Raw genomic sequence first — 17821 nt, 5'->3', positions numbered from 1 at the left:
ATCCCCAACCTTTTCAATAGAAACCGATGAAATGGATGAAAAAACCAAAGCGCAGTTTCGGGATTGGGCCAAGGGCAACCGTTATCTATATCAACTCATGAAAGGGAATACAGACGTGCTTGAACCGTATATCGAGTATCTCTCCTCCCGTGAAAACGAAATACTAAGAGCCTTATTCAAAATCATGCAAGCAGCTATGATCCATCATTTTGAGATTGATGCATATTTCGAAAGGTTTGGTGGTTGATCAGGGAACATCTTCATCGAGGGGGGAACAGTCGGAAGTTATGCCGGACATATCATAGATGACCGTTTCGCCAATTTCCTAACCGATAATCTTCAAAGATATGCAGCAATACGAAGTGAACAAAAAAAGTAAGAGGTCGCTCGTTCCTGAAAAATAGACCTTCCCTAAACGGGACATGCCACGGTATTTAACCGCAGAAACAGCCTGCCCCACACTCTGCGGTAGATCATCCGTGGCTATTATGTTATACGCTCCCCAATTCACAAACCTATATTATTTTGGCCTTGTTCAATGAATAATCTTTATAGGAGGTCTCATCGACTGCCGTCCCCTTTATTTAGCATTCTTACTTAACCCGGTATCGGGCGGGGCCCCTAAACACTTCCCGGATATGCCAGCCAATAAATCTCTCTCTCGGTGTATATTCCGGATGAATAGGAGAACGTACCTTTTTACCGTGAAACCGCATAAGCCACTCCTCAAACCCATGCGTACCATGCGCCTGTTCGGCTACGAGCAGTTCCCGTTCCCCCGTTATCGTAAATACGCCACGATCAAACAACTTATGATGCAAAGAGTATAGTGCAATCCCATTTTCCTCTCTGTCAGGGCCTCCGGCTTGATGCCATTGAATATGGGCGGCGTCAATCGCCACTAAATGATGACCCAGCCTTACATTAAAGCCGCATACGGCGCAGCTATATTCATAAGCCTTTAAAATTCGATCTCTAAAATGCGGATCCCGCTTCCGTTTTTTTCGTACAAACAAATCAAGCCCAATCTCATCAAGAATATCCTGATGCATAGTCCCTGGAAAATGTTCATTCAATAATAACTCAGCCAACTCTTGAATAAGAAGCTCATTGTTCTGAAGAAGCGCAAGGACCTCCTCATTAAAGCCTCCTGCCAATCGCTCATTTAAGAGCTGCTTGTCCGAAAAATTCCGTTTATCAACATGACCCGTTAACCTCCATATTCCATCCGTGGTTAACCGGACGAACGGTTCTTCCGGATGATATGATTTTCTAGCCGGACCAAACTCGATGAGGAGCCTTTTTAATTTTTCCCGGACTAATTCATACGGTAAGATTATATTGTTTTGCTGTATTTGAGCAAGTCCAAGAAGAATCAATAAAGGTTTATGCGGAGCCCGCTGCCCATTCTTTTTCCATATGGATAGATTTGATATTTTGCCTTTTAATTCGGCTGCTTCCATTCTCTTTACCTCGTATATCACTTCATATTCGGATAGCCTGTAGAACAAAGCAATGAAAAGCCCCTATTCTAATTCCTCACCACATACTGCTCTTTCGATATCTCAAACAAAACAATTTCAACCTTGAACACCTGATCTTCATAAGAGATATCCCATATGCCCTGATGTTCTTCTACCACTTTCTTAACGCTGCTTAACCCGATCCCATGTTTATGTTTGTCCGGTTTATTAGAGAGGATATTGCCGTGATGATTTGTAATGATTTTGTGAGCATAGGGATTTACCACTTTTAAAAATAGAGACTCGTTCATGTAATGAATATAGATATGGATATAGGGATCAGAAGTGGCGTTAGCTTTACACGCTTCAATGGCGTTATCCAGAATGTTTCCTAGAATAATGCTCATGGCTACACTGTCTAACTGCAAATTCGGCGGAATGTTTATATCCAGATTAACGGGAATTTTCAATTGATGGGCGATCTTCTGTTTGTAATTAATAATGGAATCGATCATCAAACACCCCGTGTTGCAACTGCCCACAGCATCATTAATGTTTCCAAGAAGACCATCCAGCTGCTTCATGCTGATGGTTTCATGTTCTGACCGGAGTTGGGAACGCAATCCTAACAGTATATTTTTAAAATCATGTTGAAACTTGCTCATTTCTTCTTGTCTGTTCTTTGAAATTAAATATTGATGAACATAATAAGCGTTTTGCTTTTCCAAAAGGCTGTTTTTGATCTGGGCAGATTGGATACGCAATATACGGTCGCATAAGATCAAAACTAATAAATTGATAAATAATAAACTACTAGAAATGACGGGAAACGTAGTAGGATAGATTCGATACGATGGGTTTATGGTTAGATGATGAATTCCGACAATGCTGAATAGCGGACACAGGAACAATATCATCCAATATCCCTTATTTAAATGGCCGTCGCCAATAGACTGCGCCAGCCTTAATATGATTTGCAGGATTAAAAAAATTAGTATCTTTGAGAAGAACAAACTAAAGATATATCCCATAGTATTTTGTACCTGAGCCATAATGGCTATGTCGGTTAACACAATGACCACAATAATGAAAAAAGCAACGCCTATCTTCCAGCCGTACGGCCTTTATAGAGAAATCCTAATAATATGATGAACACGGCATTCAATAGCAATATATAGGTACCGGACAAAGAACTGAAGTGCAAAGCCAAACTAAGCACATAATATAAGCAGTAAAACAAGAAAGTATACACGCCATTAAAAACACAAACCCTAAAAACCTGCTTATTGAAATAGTGAATGATGACAGGGATCGAAGCGAGTGTAAATCCATAGAATAGCTCCTCTAGCCAAAAGTTATCCAATTAAATTCCCCCTGAATGTTAATTTTTTTGACAGAGGCAACATATCTTTCGCTGATCGGCAATTCCAAACCATTCAATAATACAATCTTCTTTGAGGTGATTTGTTTCACATGATAGAAATTAATGATATACGATTGGTGGGTCCGAATAAATTCGTCGCCAAATAATTTCTCATTTTCTTTATTCAACGTACTGTAATATTCAATTTGTTCCGTTTTGGTATGCAGGATAATTTTTCGTCCGCTACTTTCCAGATAAATAATCTCTTTAAAAGGGATGAGGAACTCGCTACCTTTTTGCTGCAACGGCAATAACCGTCTTCGATTGTCCCTGGACCTGCGTTTAATCTTCTGAATTGCGGATACTAGCTTTCGTTCAAAGAGGTCAGGCTGAATGGGTTTGCTGATGAATCCTGACGGCTGAACATCAAAAAGCTGAATATGATACTTTTCATGGCTTGATATGTAAATGAGTTGAACCAAGTCATTATTTTCATCCGCTCTTAATATATGGCCAACGTCTACCCCATTAAGTCCCTTCATTTCAATATCCATCAACATGATTTCGTATGGGCAACTCTGCTTTATTTCCTCTCTTAGCTTTTCTCCCGAATAAAAAAATATCGGTTTCAATTTCCTCGGCATGCTTTTGTTGAAAGGAATCTAACAAATTTTCAATTTGTTCAGCCATTTGAAAGTCATCATCACAAATTGCAATGCGAATCATATAACCCTTCCTTTCGGCATTCCTGTCATCAAGTCATTCTCTATCAGTATACCTCAAATATCTTCTTTTCTTCAAAAATAACCCAACATTTCAGTGGAAATTACAATTTTCGCCCCATTTTTTACACCAGACGCTTCAGGTAACCAAAATCGTAGTACGATTCACTTAATCATATACGACACATTACAAAAAATAAGGAGCGACAACTCACTTGAGCACAGCGATCTTTGAGGCCAGAGGATTAAGCAAGCGATACGGGAAGAGCTACGCTCTTCAACATATCAATATGGTTGTAGAACAAGGCGATATTTATGGATTGATCGGAGAAAACGGTGCAGGCAAGACTACCCTAATGCGGATGATTAGCGGTCTGATCTATCCTACGGAGGGGAGTATCTCGCTATTAGGTCAACACAAACCTAGGGATATTATTCAGGCTAGAAAACAACTGGGAATTCTGATCGAAAGACCTGCTGTATACCCACATCTTAACGCCTTGGAGAATTTGACCTTTTATTGCAAAGTTTACGGAATTCGCGACCTTTCGAGAATTCATGAAGTGTTGGACTGGGTTTCTCTATCAGATGCAGGAAATAAAAAAGCTTCAGAATATTCCTTGGGCATGCAGCAAAGATTAGGCCTTGCTATCGCATTGCTGAATCACCCGAAATTTCTTGTTTTAGACGAGCCTATTAACGGACTCGATCCTTCCGGAATTGTGGAAATAAGAAAAATATTGACTAGATTAGCACGTGAAAATGAAGTGACCATACTTATTTCCAGCCACATTTTAAGCGAACTGCAGCTCATGGCAACAAAATTCGGATTTATACACAAGGGAAAATTGGTTAGAGAACTGCCTCTGGAAAAACTAAAGGAATCGGCAAAGGCTCAATACTGCATCAAGACGGCTAACCCGGCTGCAGCCATGCAGATCATGCAACAAGAACTGAATATAACGAATATTACCCTATCCGAGACTGGGGAGGTATTCATTCCTAAAGATACGGTTGAACTAGAAGTTCTGTTGTCTATATTTTTGAAACATGGGATACACATTGAAGAAATTAACCTGTCTGCTGCTAATCTTGAAAATTACTATATGAACCTGATAGGAGCCATGTAGGATGAGGAATTTTTTAAAGGGCCAAACCTATTATATGATGCGGGATACCGCGTTTATGGGAATTACCCTACTGTTCTTGATCGTTGGCATTCTGCTTCCGATTTGGATAGGGAATAAAACGAATTTTCAGCTTAATCACTGGATCGAACCGTTAACTCAGGTTACACCCTTATCTTTATTTCTCTATTTTATAATTCCGATATATTTAAGCTTCTTCGTTACAGAAGGCTTCGAGCATGGTTCAATCAAGCATATCATCGCTTCCGGGTACAGTAGATCAAAGTATATTACCGGAAAATTTATGTCAGCCATTCAGGCCATAACTTGGTGGGTCTTACAGTTCTTCGGCACTTTCTATGTTGTATATATTCTAGCTGCCTGGATCTCGGGTTCTACTTCAGGTCATCCAAATTCAAATCATGATTTAGTTGCGGCGGCCAGTGCGATCGCTTTCAACATTTTGTATTTAGCTGCGTATGCAGCCATCATCATGCTGGTTAGCGTAATTGCCAAGCGAACAGCAACTGCAGTAGTCGCCACCTTCATGATTATATTCGGTGATTTCTTGATAAGCGGTTATTTCAAGAATAGTTCAGCTGACGTTTTGCTTTGGCTGTCTGAACATACGCTGACCACACAAATCATGAAATTTTCCGGCGTTTATGTGGTTAATTCCGAACATATTGTCCTTTCCGGGTTATCCGACTATTTGAGTGCACTGGCCATTCCCTTGATCTTGATCGGCTTCTGCTTGAGCATAACTTACATTTTGTTTAGGAAGAAGGACATTCAGGCTTAATCAGGGAGTATTCTTACTTAACCTATGGAAAACATTATATAACTATAAGGGTGATCGTGTGAGCAATGATAATCAACAGAGTGAAAAATTGATAATGCTTGGGATTATAGTAGCTATCTGTTTATTTTGTGTGCTCTTTATTGGAATAGACATGGGGTGATCCAATATGCATCAAAACAAGTCATCATCATGATATTCATAGTTTTTGAACTCTTCATGCGTTGCCTTTTTATAAGAACATTCAAGATCAAAACCAAAAGATTTGAAACGTGACCTAGACTCAATATAGACTACATAGCATTTCTTTTTTTGTTTATCTTTAATAACTGCCTTTTTTAATGGATGACCATTATAGGTACTGCGTAATTTGGAAGGCTTAATGCGTAGTAGGATAACTCCCCCTGATCAGTGGGAATATTTCTCCAGGGTAAACTCAACTGTGTTACTAACTCACTTGTACGAAAATGGTTCGAGTGCAATTTTCTCGCGCCATTGGTTCTTGCAGTCCTCCGTAATACTCTATCATAGCGATTGAAAGTAGAATGGACCGCTACGCTTTTCATCATACACATTAGGGAAAGAAATCATCAGTTGATCAGCAACAGTGAATTGAGTTGAACTGTTTTTAATGTTCCATCATATTCAATCTTCTCAATAATTAACAGATTTTACATACATGAGTACCTACCACCGTTGATTAAAATTATCATAACTCAGTTATTAAACAGTCCAGGTTGTTATGAATTATAAAAATGGGCAAATATCATTCGCTGGGGTTATAATCGTTGTGTTTTGCCTTGCACGTGTAACTCCAACTCGAAGACTTAATCGTGATTGCTCTATAGATTTGGCCCCGCCGATCTTGTTTACAATTTTACCTTGAAATAGTCCTTCGTAAATTATGACTTCATCGAATTCCTTACCTTTGGACTTGTGAATGGTCATAATATGAATTCCTCTATATTCTTTCGTTGATGAGGAAAAGTAGTCCTGAAGCAAGGATAACCTTATTGCCTGTCCCGCTCCTCTATACGAACCGTAAGATCGCCACATTGTTGAAAGACTAGACCTAAGTTCTGAACCCTTATGAAGTATTCTAAGATACTGTGAATCGACAACAACCTGTTTTATGACATCTGAACTGGACTTGGATAAGATGTCGACTATTTGAATCCAGTCTTCACTGGGGTTCCCGCTATACTCCAAATCATAAATGGCATCATTTATGGCTTTGCAATCGTTTATTATGCTTTGACGCTTTGTACCCCGAATTTTACCTGTTGCTAGATAATCCAATAGAGCTGTCGACAGTTCCAAGTTAGCCTTGCTTGGAGGCTCATTACCATTCCTTCCCCGAATGTGTTCACATAAGTTTTTTATTAATTGGTTTAATCCATCTTCCTTAGCAACACCTAAATCCAATAATTCCCCAATAAGGATCGCAGCAAGTGATGGTCCCGTTGTTTCAAGGGCAACTTCATGAGGAACCCTACGCAATGTCTTGTTCATAACATTTTGAGTTTCACTGAAGTAGTCAGACACTTCCATCATGAGTTTCTTTGTGGGTACAAGTACTACAACCGACCAATTCTTTTGGCCCGCAGCAATTAACCTTCTAGCTGCTTTAATGGCCCCGATCTTAACATCAAAATGAAGCCAATTCCCTTTACGAAATGGATAAGTTACTATATGAACATTGTTGTACTTCTTTTCTTTGTTTCGCCCTGACAACAAATCGTTACCAAAGATGGCTATATCGGTCCCGTTACTACGATTATTTTCAAACCCGAAGTCGAACTGCTTTGGGTTGTACTGCTTTATGAATTCTGAGATGCGTGCTGGATCAGCTCCTCTGAATTCATATATCCTTTGTTCAGCATCAGCTAGAGCTATCAGTCTACTCCTCTTACCTAATTCTTTTATGAAGCTCCATTCATCTGGGTTTGTATCTTGAAACTCATCAAGAATTATAACAGGGTAGGCATCAGAAATGATTCTTGCCAAAGAGTTGCTTCGTGATAGCAGTTCTGCCCCCAAACCTGCAAACAAATCAAAATGTACAATTCCCTCGGCATCAAACAATCGCCTTTTCTCAGCCGTTTTCTCCTGTTCGTTGCTGATATTAGCAAGTCTGGACGCAGCTTCAGGCGGAGTCAGCAGCTTTAACGGAGAATTGGAGTTCAACAAGTACCCATGACTCCGCAATATCCCCCAGATAAATCCGTGATAAGTATTGACTTCGATATGCTTTTTATTACCACTTGAAATCATTTGGCCAACCTGTTCTTCAACTCGAGAAACAGTTGCCCGTGCAAAACTTAAAAATAAAACCAGTTGCCCTTTACTCAAACCATCCTGCTCAATTATTTGATTCGCCTTCAATAAAGCAATTGTTGTCTTCCCAGAACCAGGCCCTCCCAAAATTAACAAAGGGCCGTTTGTATTTAACAATTCCTTCTTTTGATCCGAGAGTTCAAACATCCGATATCCTCCCGCCTCTTACGTCGCCATCATCCCAGTAGATCGTCATTATCCTCTTCATTTTCTCCTGATTTGCCAGCTCGTGTTTCGATTATTGCTTGTATAGCTTGTAATGTATCAGTGATAAAGCTAGGCATTTCAGATTCTTCACACTGATTAATAAAGTCAGATGTTACACCAGCAGCCTTTGACTGCTTGAAGAATTCACGAAGACTCTTTTTAAGCTCTTCATCTGTACTACTATCAGTGACTTTAGATAAATGAGTCGGCCATTCACCCGCTTCAGTTACTGATTTTGCATAACGCCGTAAAGCTGCAATATCAGAACCATTAACTATCAAGTCTTCAAACCCTTTTTCTTGAGCTTCAAAAGGATGGTCAACTGCAAGATCAATCAGCTTTTTACTTTCGTCGGCTTGCTTATCAAAAACAGCCAAGGTTGTTTTACCGATGCTTCTAAAGTAAGCTCCCAACGTAGCTACTTTTGACTCCCCTTCAGCATTAACGATAGCTATTCCTAATTCCTCAAGTGTTCTGTACTTGAATGGGAATAACTGCTGCAATCTTCTTGCCGCCACAGGGAATGAGTCGTACTCCGTTCTACCTTCCGTAATTAATATAGTTCGTGTAAGTAGTGCCTCACAAAATCTTCTCCTAAACTCATCCCGATATGCTTTTGGTTTCACGCTTGGTGGATACTGGGCAGGTTTTCCAGAGAGGATTCCATGCTGCCTCGTTATTACAAGAATTTCAGAAGGATCAAGTTCCTCCAATACGTAAGGGGAGTGAGAAGTGAAGATGGCTTGTGCTGATTTGGCTATGATGCTGTGTATGATCCTTTTTTGTGTATGCGGTGGAATCGCTATTTCAGGCTCTTCCATAGCAAATATAACATTTTGCTTGAGCTCTGCAATCATGGACAACAGAGTCAACACAAGGGTATTAATAGTCCCTGTTCCTTGAAATTGAAAGGGGGCTGCATATTCTTCGCCATCACTACGGATAGCGCCTGTTCCCATAAATACGGTTAGTGCCTTTCTCATACTGGAACGTGTCAGATCGGAAACCCGAAAATGAGGTTTATCAGCCCATTCCGATGGAACTAACGCTCTCAGGCCTTCTTGTACAGAAGTAAGAATTTCAGTAACGCCCAATGCAGGGTCATCTACAACAGTTATCTTTCTAAGCTTAATTAATACCTCTTCCCACATTGGAAGGTTTATTTCTTTCAAGCGAACTATTATGTCGAGAAGGGAGCCCCTCTCTAGGCTTAGTGCTCTTGAACCTGTCCTAAGGGTTCGGAGTAATAAGAAACCACAAAGACGTTTATCCTTCGTTCCAAATATGTCTCTTGAACCATCGTCTTTCATTGGAGATTCAAAATACGTTTTACCAATGAAGTCGTCTTCGTCCTCATCATATCTCCCTGTAAAAGAAACACGTAACGCAGGAACAACCTTCTCTTCATCAGTAGACTCTGGTGGCGGGCCATCCAGTATAGTTTGATTCTCATTATGCCACCATTCTAAGTGGTTTCTGAAATGCCTTTGTTGGTCTTCAGTCAAATCGACTACAACTACCTCGATATTTATTTCTACAAGTTTACTCTCGTTGTCGAGATATTCTCCAGCATAGAAATCATGTTCATTGATCACTGAAGGTCTTGATAACCTATCTGGCCCCAGGACAAGGTCAATAGCCTCCAATACCGAAGACTTACCTATGTTATTATCTCCTACAAGCACTGTCTTTGGACTTAACAATAACTCGCCTTCTTTGATGCCCCTAAAATTACGGATAAGTAGTCTCGAAATCCTCACTCGACTCACCTCTATGGTTCTCTTATATCCCAATCTTCGACTTATTCAGACGAATTTCCTGCATTTAGAAAAAAAAAGAAAGTGCCTCATGGGCACTTCGACTTACTTGGATTTTATTAATTCAATTACCGTTAAGTCTCTCCAGATGCTTCCATAAAGAGGATCAGACCGCATCACGCCAGTGTAATGTGCGTGGTATCCTGCTGTGTACCAAAGTGTCCGAAAGCTTACTACACCGCGGGTTTTCGGACTTCCGTCTGTTTTTCTGAATCCATAAAATTCCTTCCGTACTCTTGGCTTCGTGAGAATGTATGTGATCGCTGAATTGGGCAGGCTATGGACGTGGCAAACGCTCGGTGATAAGCTGCAGGAACTCCAAGTAGCGTCTGACATTCTTGTGGAACTCTCCAAAGTCGCCAATCTCACGTGTTTTGAACTCATGAACTGCATTACGCCTTTGTTGGACCACTAGCACCCATTCATTCCAATGTTCTTGTCCCTCAGTCCAGATCCTCTTTTTATAAAACTCTCTCATCAAATCTAGCTTAGCTGAGTCTGGCTCTGCCACAATTCTTTCCTTCTGCTTCCTGTCATAAATCTTAATTGCATCTTCATCATCTTTATAGTCTAGATAGTATACACAGAGCAAAAGCTTCATAGTGCCTTCAACAAGAGCTCCAAGGTTAGTCCAAGCTAGTATCAGCGAACCATCCATGTTATCATTCGATAATAGACTTTCGTCAATCCATAACTTTAATGTATGAGATAATGAGGTCTGCCAATCAAGCCGCGAGATGCTTAATAGATCAGCGGCGTCAGATGGAGCCCATCCATACGATTTTGACCAAAACAGCTCGTTATCCTCGTTAATCTCGATTATCTTGTTAACTACCTCTTCCAAAGACCACTGCTCCTGTTTCCTATTCCAATTCTGATACCAAGAGGTCATATACGATTACCTTTTTATCGTTATGTCGTTATGTTTTGTCCAGCTGAGCACAACTCCTCAGGACGCTTAAATAATTTGAGATTGTTCACACTATTGTGATTCCAACTTGACTTAACTAACAAATGACTACCCCTGTCGTCCACTTGCAGATGATGATTAACTAGGACTTTGAGAAGTGCATCGTGCTTCGATACAAAAAATATGTCGCCGTTTTGGTTGATCAACCGTTCAAATCCTCCTTGGTGGTAATGAAGGACTTTATGATGAAAAGGGCAAACGACTATGGCATTTCTAAAAGTGTCTAACTGGTCATCATATCCATTCGGTAATAATGAAGCATGTTGTAATGCAATGATGTGATGGACTTCCACATAGAAAGTTCCATCTTCCTTTTCAATAACAGGATAAATATTGAAAGGGTCACAAAGCTGGCAACGATAATCATAAAGTTCTTTTAGTTTGTTAACTAATTGTCGGTTTCGGCTGATTGATTCATTCTGCGTTACACTTCTTTCCAAGTGACCTTGAAGACCTTCCAGCTCTCTCAATAATGCTGACTTGTCTTTAGGATGTCTGTCAGTATCAGAAGGCCTTCTTTCCGAATCAAAGGTTACTGCACGTTCGTACACTCGTTCGAATCCAAGCTCTGCAAGGAACTCATCCAGTGTACTCCCCCGCCTTTTAGCGAAAGTGTATAAACGCTGATATAATGCCGTTTCCGTTCTCAGTAAGATTTTATTCTGACTGTCCTTCACTCGTAGTTGTTTTAACTCGTCAATGTATCTAGAGATTTTGTTTTTATAGTTAGAGTCTAAACGACTATCCACCTTAATGTATCCAAAGAACTCAAACAGCTCGTCGAGCGTCATATTTGCACGTGATGCTTTGTTGGTGAACTTGAAATATTCAGGTACCGTATGCGGGAAGTATACAAGGTTATCTTGAGTCACGTAACTGTTTAAAATTTCAATTAGATCCTCGTCTGTCTGCATGTTAGAGCGGCAATACCCTCCCTCGAATCCATGCATTACACAATATTCGTCGGTAGTGATGCCTCTCTTCCTACATTGTTGATTTATTCTGGCTAATGCAGCTCTATCATCGATCTTGGCGTGTTTTATTCCAAATACATTAACAGGAATCATACTTTCGCGTAATGAGAAATCAATTTCTCTGAAGGTATCGTACTTCGCCCTACCCAGCTTTTCGCTTAGTGGCTGATTAAACTCGAACAGTACTTTGGTTTGTTCGCTCCCAATAATAATGATACATGCTTGGATGAAATTCGATCTTATGGCGACAATCAATTCCTCATCCTCATAAGTAAAGATGTTTCGCTCGATCATGTCGTCAATCACTTCTTCTTCGTCAGGACTCAGATTAGTACTAGTCCAGCTAACACCAATGTACGTTCTATTAAGTTTCTGGCTAATCGCTTGCTTAGAAACCTTAAACCAAACTGCGAAGTCCATTTGGGTCACATCGAACTGCTCAATAAGTCGCCGAGCGGTTACTGCATCAAACGTCGATGGGATACCTCTGGGCTTAGTAATATATTCAAAGCCGTTGGAATCTAGAAAATCTTTTATTGTAGTGTCATTCTGCCGAGAAAAAGCCCCTGTTAGCTGGTACAAGGAGGCATGCTGCTCAGCAAAGCTCTGAATTATCTTGTCTGGATACGCCTTTTCAAGCTTTTTTTATTATATAAGAAGCATTCATGTGATATCCTCCCGCGATACTCTTGTGATTACTTAGTCAGTTCGAATCCAAGTGTGTGCTTACCGCTTTGAATATGCTTCTGAGCGAGCATTCGATTATTCGTCTAATAGTTCGACAGAAACGGAGTATATCCCTTTTTGGGGGCATAAGAAAAGCGCCGCATGGGCGCTATTCCTGTATTGTCATCGTTTCAGTTTATTGAATCTGTCACGTAAGTTAAAGTATTCTTATCATCACTTAATTCAAGGGATGCCTCTATGGAATCGTTAATATTGATTACGATGCTATACTCATCCATATTGGTAATTCGGAAAGGACCTTCGAATGGTTCCCGTTCTTGATAGTAATCAAGTTTGCCGCCTGAGTCACCATCAAGCTTAATTTCAAAACATAACATTTGATCCGAATCGCACCATTTGCCTTTGAACCCATTGATCAAGCTGGTTTCTGACGCTTCCTCTGAAGGTTGGCTTACGCCGCCCCTCTCCAGTGTATAGTCTTGCTCATTAGTCTTATAGCCCAGCTTTCCCGACTCATACCAGGTAAGAATTAGTGGCTTCTCCTCGTTTCCAACCAACAGCATTAACTGACTATAGCTTGATTGAACGTATTGGAAAGGGACTGAATTCTCCGACCCTTCAATGAAATATGTGATGACCCATTCTTGTCATCGGTTATGGATATGTTAATTGCTAATTCATCCGAACCAGGCGTACTCCATCGTCCTTCGAATGTTTCCAAATCAACTAGCTCTGTATTCGAATTAGAACTAGGCTGGTTATCTGTCGCATCCGACACTTTCTGTACAGCAACTTGGGTGTTTTTGCCAGCCTGATATGCCTTGATTCCATTTTGAGTTACAACGATCATACCATTATCAAAAAGGTTAGGATCTTGGAAAATAAAGTCCTCTTCTTGATAGCGCCATAACTCATTCCTGTATCGACGTTTAACCCCATAAGGGAGGAGTAGCCTGGATAACCTTTTAGCTTTTAGCTTTTCGCTTTGACCTTCAAAAACGGCAAGATACACTGTATTCTCAGTTGGCTCCGTAATAGTACCACTGTACACCGTCGAGAACACAGGATTACCAAACTTTTTGTTCCATTGCTCCTTGCCGTTTTCAGCATCCAACATCACCACAGTACCGTTCTTCACTTCTGTTAATAATCACTTATTATCGAACAGAGTCACTTGCGGTCTATTCTTTATGTCAAAGCTATCATTTGTATAACTCCATTTTGCTTTCTTGCTCTTCAAATCATAAGCAGTTACTCCGGCACCCAAATCGGCAACCACCACAAGCTTATTGTTTGCTGCCAGGCTATTTATTACAGCCTCGTGCTTGATGACTTCAAGCTCCTTGCCAGACTTAACACTCAGAATGTAGAGGTTCCCTTGACTAGTAACGTATACTTTCTCCCCTGCTACTATTGGAGAGGTCGACAGTGATAGTAACCCTTCACTGTAGCTCCATCTTTCTTTTCCCGTTTCGGTATTCAATGCTTTCAAAGCAACACTGCCATCTTCAAGTTGTTCATTAATGAAGAATTGCGTTAGCGCAGCATTTTGAAACGATATGTGTCCTGATCGTCGATTCAGCATAGTTCGTATTGTTGTGATGCATGTACTCAACAGCTTCCTTAGGTGTGAACCGATTTTCTCCTTTGGCTTTAACTATCGATCTCGTTGCCTGTAACAACTCATCCCTGCAAGTACTTTTCATTCAGAATCACTCCTTTCATGTTTTTTTTCTATCGTAACATGAATTTCATTTTCCAGAATAGTAAGCTTCTACTGTGAATGTTGTGATTAGAGTGAATGTCTAATTCATTTCCGCATTCAACATCCATTGTTTTCATATTGTAGGCGGGCTACAATCGGTTCAAGAGGTGAGAACAATGTTGAAAGAGGAACTGCTTGAACGAGTTCGAGAGCAGGGAATATCAATAAGCAGCAGTATGATTGAGCGATACGTAGAATATGGTCTTATCGTAGGGAATCGTGTGAGTTTAGGGTTCTCTCAAGGTGTCGTTACCCACTACGATGAGCGCTCAATAGACACTATTGTCTTAATTGACAAGCTTAAATCTAGCAGGATGTGTAAGCACCAGAAGGACTGTATTTTCATCCTTTATTGGAAAGGCTATCCCGTTCAGTGGGACAAGCTAAAAGCTCGACTTGTCGAATTCCATTCGAGCATTATGAATACATTCAAGGAAGTTGCAGGTTATACTGCACATCCTGAGTTTCCTGAGATCATTGAAGATATCGCTAATGACGAAGTAGCGAGAGCACCTAAAGCAATTGGAAGGCCAACAAAACAATCAAAAGAGATGCAGAGGATCGAAGCAAAAGAATCTACTACGCGGTTAATAATAGCCAGTAAACTCATTGCTGACATAATCGACAATGGAACCATATCGTTGGATGTGTTTCGCACTTTCAATCAACTATCTAATATCGACTCGGAAGTAATGAATGAGACTATTCTTGAGCCAACAAACGACTGGCTGCAGATGATGACCTGGAAGAACGCAGTCAGACATTCAGATGAGCAAGACTACCAAGAAGCTTACGAACTTATTGATTTGTTAAAGGAATACTGGTCGGATCTAGAGGCTCTCTTCGGAAGCGTATATGAAATTCCCTTCTTCGGTAACAGCATTAAGAACCTAGAAAACTATTTTCAATTAAAGTTCTTAACTGACAAGCCATCGTTCTACAGATACGCGTTACTTGTCCTAATCAGCGGTGGTTATCGTCAACAACTCAAGCAGTTCTTGTCCAATCCTGAAACAAGGAAAATCTGGAATCAAATTATCGCTTCCTTGCCCTCTCTCCTTGCTCAAGTTACGGGAGAGGAGGTGAAACTCAATGGGTAACGTCGGAATCGCATTAGGCGGCGGCAAGGCCTTCTCTGCCCCTGCATGGTTCATTCTGGTTCTTATCTGCTTGGCTATTATCGGTATCAACCATGTAATCAAAAAGGTAAAGAACTAAACCGAAAGAGCACCTTTCCCTCAAAGAAAAGGTGCTCATCATCGTTTGTGAATATTTACCTTGAACTTCTTCGATAGAAGCAGAATTTAATTGGTGAGACCATTGTATGCTGGTTTTTCATTTCATTATTCGTTACCGCTATATATTCTTTCGTCATCTCCAGTGTGACGTGCCTCAGCATCCCGTTGCAACGCTAATGCATTCCTGCATTGCTGCAAAAACAAGATAGCGAATGAGTGCCGCAGATCATACGCAATAATATACGTTCCGAGCTTCATGCAGTAGAATTCAATCATGTCGGTTTGTCCTCGTAAGTGCAGAAGATAGGAACTGCTCGTCCCATTCCTTAGGTCTAACCGATATTTATTCTAAAATACCCTTGATTGTCACGGGTAAATAATGTAGCGTGCCTGAGGAGTTCGTTTTGGCCGTTTCCTGCCTTACTTCAACTTCAAGAACTCTCCATATAAGTGCTATTCACGCTTCTCTCCAGTGCTTCGACTGCTTGCGGTATACCAGCTTCGAGACATCGACGAAAAGAGCGATCTATTCCCTGTACTCTTTCATTTTCTGCATGGAAATACCCTGAGCCTTCTTCCAAATCAGAAACTGTTCGGGCGCAGCTTCGTATGTTACAGGAGCTGACTTCCATACCTTTGTTAACATCCTACCAAAACAGAAACCTCTTCCACCTTTTTTACCAAGCACCTCAAAGAAGGATTCATATTCTATATGGTTAAAATGACCCTTTCAGGTACGCAGGATCACGTGTTTATGTACGATTTAGCGAATGATCACCAAAGAATCGAGGCCCTGAAATTGCCGAGGACAGGGGGCGAACCCGACATTAGTAGCCTACTCTGCAGGATTTTAAGTCCTGTCGTCTGCCAATTCCTCAAAACCAGCGTTGAGACTGGATTCTACACTATCTGTAGCCAGTTGACTCAACAGGATTCATAACCTTAAAGAACTCTTGAATCCTTTGTGTATATCTATTATAGGGAAAGAAAATTCTTCTCAAAAAAAAAAGTGTTATCGATCAGTTAAGCTATACTTCCTTCGGAATCACTATTATCATCCATAGCTATATAAGCTTCAACCACCTCTGATATCCTCTTCAAATCGTCATAATAACTTTCCCAATCTTCGAAAATAGAAAGAAAATCATCAAAGTCCTCATCATAATCTTCATCCTCAAAATCATCAAATTCCAATTCATACTTAGCAGCTTTCCAAACATTCGCCTCTTCTGCCTCTAAGTGTTTGATATAGTACTCTATTGTTTCTAATATGTGCTCATTTGACTTACTCCCCGTGACCTTTTGAATTTTGTATTGCAGATTTGGCTCAGCATACCATATATTATGATCAAGGGTATCGAGTTTCTTAAGTACTTGTGCTGCATCTTCCCTTAAGTGAAAGAATCGACCCAATACTGTAAGTCTCTTTATCTTTACATCTTGAAATACAATGTACTTCCTTAAACGCTCTACATTTTCTATCGTTTCCTCGTAAAGCAATTTCTGCTTATTAAGTTCTCGGTTAAGTTCATCCACTTCATTTATAGAGTTTCTCAAATCCTTCTTCAGGGCAGTAGCTTCATTCATTGAACGAATAACCTCTTCTTTGTCAATTTTAATTTCATCTTGTATTCTTTCAGCATCTTCTAGCTTTTCAGCTAATTGCTTCTTAAGCCAATAACCATAACAAAATCCCAGAAAGGCAAGAATCGCTACAAGAGTAGCAATTATATTTAAAATTGAGGAGATATTCCCCTGTAATAAGCCGATTCTGTCAGACTGTAAATCTATCAACTGTTGCATAACTTCCTTATCTGTTAACACGTTCCTATCTGATAAGATATCATCAACTTCACTCTTCTTAACCGTTTGATCAAGCTTTTGATCTATTAGGTTTTGCACCTCGCTAATAGTTACGGTGCTCATATCTACATTGTTGTTACCATTTCCAAAAGCACTAGAAGGTAAGAACAATAAATTTGTCACTAATAACACACAGGTAAACTTCTTCCTCATAAGATCATAAACCTTCTTTCTTTTACATCAAACGATTCTGATGATCTACAACAAGCTACAATAAATTATTGATGATAGTGGACTGTCAACAGTAAATCAGACAACTTTTTTAAGGGCTGCAGCTTTGTACTGAACTGGTGTCATGTAACCTAGTGAGCCATGAACTCGATGCCTGTTGAACCAGTTCACATAATCATATAATTCTACGTTTAGATGGTGAAGACTTTGGAAATTGATTTGATTTATGAACTCGGTTTTCATTACTTTGTAGGTGGCTTCAGCAACGGCGTTGTCGTAAGGGCATCCCTTCATGCTCAGCGAACGACCAATATTAAA

At 40.2% G+C, this 17821-nt stretch carries 19 protein-coding genes; 5 read left to right on the top strand and 14 right to left on the bottom strand.

The window, feature by feature from the left end; genetic code table 11:
- Window positions 1-31: 31 nt before the first annotated feature.
- Window positions 32-247: a hypothetical protein gene (locus tag XI25_RS07535; protein ID WP_046678067.1), complete on the top strand. Its 216-nt coding sequence runs from the start codon at window positions 32-34 to the stop codon at window positions 245-247.
- Window positions 248-593: 346 nt separating this feature from the next.
- On the opposite strand, the gene XI25_RS07530 is transcribed toward XI25_RS07535, so the two are convergent.
- From XI25_RS07530 to XI25_RS33655, 4 genes are all read right to left on the bottom strand, one after another.
- The gene (locus XI25_RS07530) at window positions 594-1463 is read right to left on the bottom strand and encodes a phosphorothioated DNA-binding restriction endonuclease (protein ID WP_046678394.1); all 870 of its coding nucleotides are present in this window, start codon (window positions 1461-1463) and stop codon (window positions 594-596) included.
- A 68-nt stretch (window positions 1464-1531) separates the two neighbouring features.
- The gene (locus tag XI25_RS33285) at window positions 1532-2128 is read right to left on the bottom strand and encodes an ATP-binding protein (protein WP_160308888.1); all 597 of its coding nucleotides are present in this window, start codon (window positions 2126-2128) and stop codon (window positions 1532-1534) included.
- Window positions 2129-2807: 679 nt separating this feature from the next.
- Window positions 2808-3386 (bottom strand): LytR/AlgR family response regulator transcription factor, encoded by a 579-nt coding sequence (locus XI25_RS07520; protein ID WP_235439727.1) that lies wholly within the window; start codon window positions 3384-3386, stop codon window positions 2808-2810.
- Window positions 3370-3552 carry a hypothetical protein gene (locus XI25_RS33655; protein ID WP_046678064.1) on the bottom strand — a complete coding sequence of 61 codons (183 nt, stop codon included), beginning with the start codon at window positions 3550-3552 and terminating at the stop codon, window positions 3370-3372. The genes XI25_RS07520 and XI25_RS33655 overlap by 17 nt, the downstream gene beginning before the upstream one ends.
- Window positions 3553-3763: 211 nt before the next feature.
- Between XI25_RS33655 and XI25_RS07510 the strand changes: the two genes are divergently transcribed.
- Window positions 3764-4678 carry an ABC transporter ATP-binding protein gene (locus tag XI25_RS07510; RefSeq protein ID WP_046678063.1) on the top strand — a complete coding sequence of 305 codons (915 nt, stop codon included), beginning with the start codon at window positions 3764-3766 and terminating at the stop codon, window positions 4676-4678.
- A gap of 1 nt (window position 4679) precedes the next feature.
- Window positions 4680-5477, top strand: coding sequence for an ABC transporter permease (locus XI25_RS07505; RefSeq protein ID WP_046678062.1), 798 nt, complete (start codon window positions 4680-4682; stop codon window positions 5475-5477).
- 744 nt (window positions 5478-6221) lie between these two features.
- Here XI25_RS07505 and XI25_RS07500 read toward each other — a convergent pair.
- From XI25_RS07500 to XI25_RS36750, 8 genes are all read right to left on the bottom strand, one after another.
- The gene (locus XI25_RS07500) at window positions 6222-7958 is read right to left on the bottom strand and encodes a UvrD-helicase domain-containing protein (protein ID WP_052759488.1); all 1737 of its coding nucleotides are present in this window, start codon (window positions 7956-7958) and stop codon (window positions 6222-6224) included.
- Between the two features lie 29 nt (window positions 7959-7987).
- Window positions 7988-9778, bottom strand: coding sequence for an ATP-dependent nuclease (locus XI25_RS07495; RefSeq protein ID WP_046678061.1), 1791 nt, complete (start codon window positions 9776-9778; stop codon window positions 7988-7990).
- Window positions 9779-10112: 334 nt separating this feature from the next.
- Window positions 10113-10679, bottom strand: a complete 567-nt coding sequence (locus tag XI25_RS07490) for a hypothetical protein (RefSeq protein WP_200901401.1) — start codon at window positions 10677-10679, stop codon at window positions 10113-10115.
- A 68-nt stretch (window positions 10680-10747) separates the two neighbouring features.
- Window positions 10748-12361 carry an HNH endonuclease gene (locus XI25_RS07485; RefSeq protein ID WP_046678059.1) on the bottom strand — a complete coding sequence of 538 codons (1614 nt, stop codon included), beginning with the start codon at window positions 12359-12361 and terminating at the stop codon, window positions 10748-10750.
- 275 nt (window positions 12362-12636) lie between these two features.
- Window positions 12637-13029 (bottom strand): hypothetical protein, encoded by a 393-nt coding sequence (locus XI25_RS07480; RefSeq protein WP_046678058.1) that lies wholly within the window; start codon window positions 13027-13029, stop codon window positions 12637-12639.
- On the bottom strand, window positions 13029-13589 hold the full coding sequence (locus XI25_RS07475; protein ID WP_046678057.1) for a hypothetical protein: 561 nt from the start codon (window positions 13587-13589) through the stop codon (window positions 13029-13031). The genes XI25_RS07480 and XI25_RS07475 overlap by 1 nt, the downstream gene beginning before the upstream one ends.
- Window positions 13590-13616: 27 nt before the next feature.
- The gene (locus XI25_RS07470; RefSeq protein WP_046678056.1) at window positions 13617-14051 is read right to left on the bottom strand and encodes an outer membrane protein assembly factor BamB family protein; all 435 of its coding nucleotides are present in this window, start codon (window positions 14049-14051) and stop codon (window positions 13617-13619) included.
- A complete protein-coding gene (locus XI25_RS36750) occupies window positions 13987-14172 on the bottom strand; it encodes a DUF7669 domain-containing protein (protein ID WP_442950364.1) in 186 nt (61 codons plus the stop codon). The genes XI25_RS07470 and XI25_RS36750 overlap by 65 nt, the downstream gene beginning before the upstream one ends.
- Before the next feature lie 175 nt (window positions 14173-14347).
- On the opposite strand from XI25_RS36750, the gene XI25_RS07465 reads away from it, so the two are divergent.
- Both XI25_RS07465 and XI25_RS35695 read left to right on the top strand, forming a co-directional pair.
- Window positions 14348-15331, top strand: coding sequence for a hypothetical protein (locus XI25_RS07465; RefSeq protein ID WP_046678055.1), 984 nt, complete (start codon window positions 14348-14350; stop codon window positions 15329-15331).
- Window positions 15324-15449, top strand: coding sequence for a hypothetical protein (locus XI25_RS35695; RefSeq protein WP_268794478.1), 126 nt, complete (start codon window positions 15324-15326; stop codon window positions 15447-15449). The genes XI25_RS07465 and XI25_RS35695 overlap by 8 nt, the downstream gene beginning before the upstream one ends.
- 1043 nt (window positions 15450-16492) lie before the next feature.
- Here XI25_RS35695 and XI25_RS07455 read toward each other — a convergent pair.
- Together XI25_RS07455 and XI25_RS07450 are read right to left on the bottom strand one after the other, a co-directional pair.
- Window positions 16493-17464 (bottom strand): hypothetical protein, encoded by a 972-nt coding sequence (locus tag XI25_RS07455; protein ID WP_152669083.1) that lies wholly within the window; start codon window positions 17462-17464, stop codon window positions 16493-16495.
- A gap of 117 nt (window positions 17465-17581) precedes the next feature.
- Window positions 17582-17821, bottom strand: a 240-nt coding sequence (locus XI25_RS07450) for an IS3 family transposase (RefSeq protein ID WP_046678052.1), incomplete at its 5' end; no start/stop codon positions are given.

Source organism: Paenibacillus sp. DMB20 (assembly GCF_000987955.1).
Classification (GTDB): Bacteria; Bacillota; Bacilli; order Paenibacillales; family Paenibacillaceae; genus Paenibacillus_AQ.
Note: the sequence above shows the minus strand (reverse complement) of the source record. Positions and strands in the feature narration are given on the sequence as shown.

Coding starts and splice junctions, on each gene's coding strand:
- XI25_RS07535 (WP_046678067.1), top strand. CDS start 32: ATGGATGAAAAAACCAAAGCGCAGTTTCGGGATTGGGCCAAGGGCAAC.
- XI25_RS07530 (WP_046678394.1), bottom strand. CDS start 1,463: ATGGAAGCAGCCGAATTAAAAGGCAAAATATCAAATCTATCCATATGG.
- XI25_RS33285 (WP_160308888.1), bottom strand. CDS start 2,128: ATGAGCAAGTTTCAACATGATTTTAAAAATATACTGTTAGGATTGCGT.
- XI25_RS07520 (WP_235439727.1), bottom strand. CDS start 3,386: ATGTTGATGGATATTGAAATGAAGGGACTTAATGGGGTAGACGTTGGC.
- XI25_RS33655 (WP_046678064.1), bottom strand. CDS start 3,552: ATGATTCGCATTGCAATTTGTGATGATGACTTTCAAATGGCTGAACAA.
- XI25_RS07505 (WP_046678062.1), top strand. CDS start 4,680: ATGAGGAATTTTTTAAAGGGCCAAACCTATTATATGATGCGGGATACC.
- XI25_RS07500 (WP_052759488.1), bottom strand. CDS start 7,958: ATGTTTGAACTCTCGGATCAAAAGAAGGAATTGTTAAATACAAACGGC.
- XI25_RS07480 (WP_046678058.1), bottom strand. CDS start 13,029: ATGCTGTTGGTTGGAAACGAGGAGAAGCCACTAATTCTTACCTGGTAT.
- XI25_RS07470 (WP_046678056.1), bottom strand. CDS start 14,051: ATGCTGAATCGACGATCAGGACACATATCGTTTCAAAATGCTGCGCTA.
- XI25_RS36750 (WP_442950364.1), bottom strand. CDS start 14,172: ATGAAAAGTACTTGCAGGGATGAGTTGTTACAGGCAACGAGATCGATA.
- XI25_RS07465 (WP_046678055.1), top strand. CDS start 14,348: ATGTTGAAAGAGGAACTGCTTGAACGAGTTCGAGAGCAGGGAATATCA.
- XI25_RS35695 (WP_268794478.1), top strand. CDS start 15,324: ATGGGTAACGTCGGAATCGCATTAGGCGGCGGCAAGGCCTTCTCTGCC.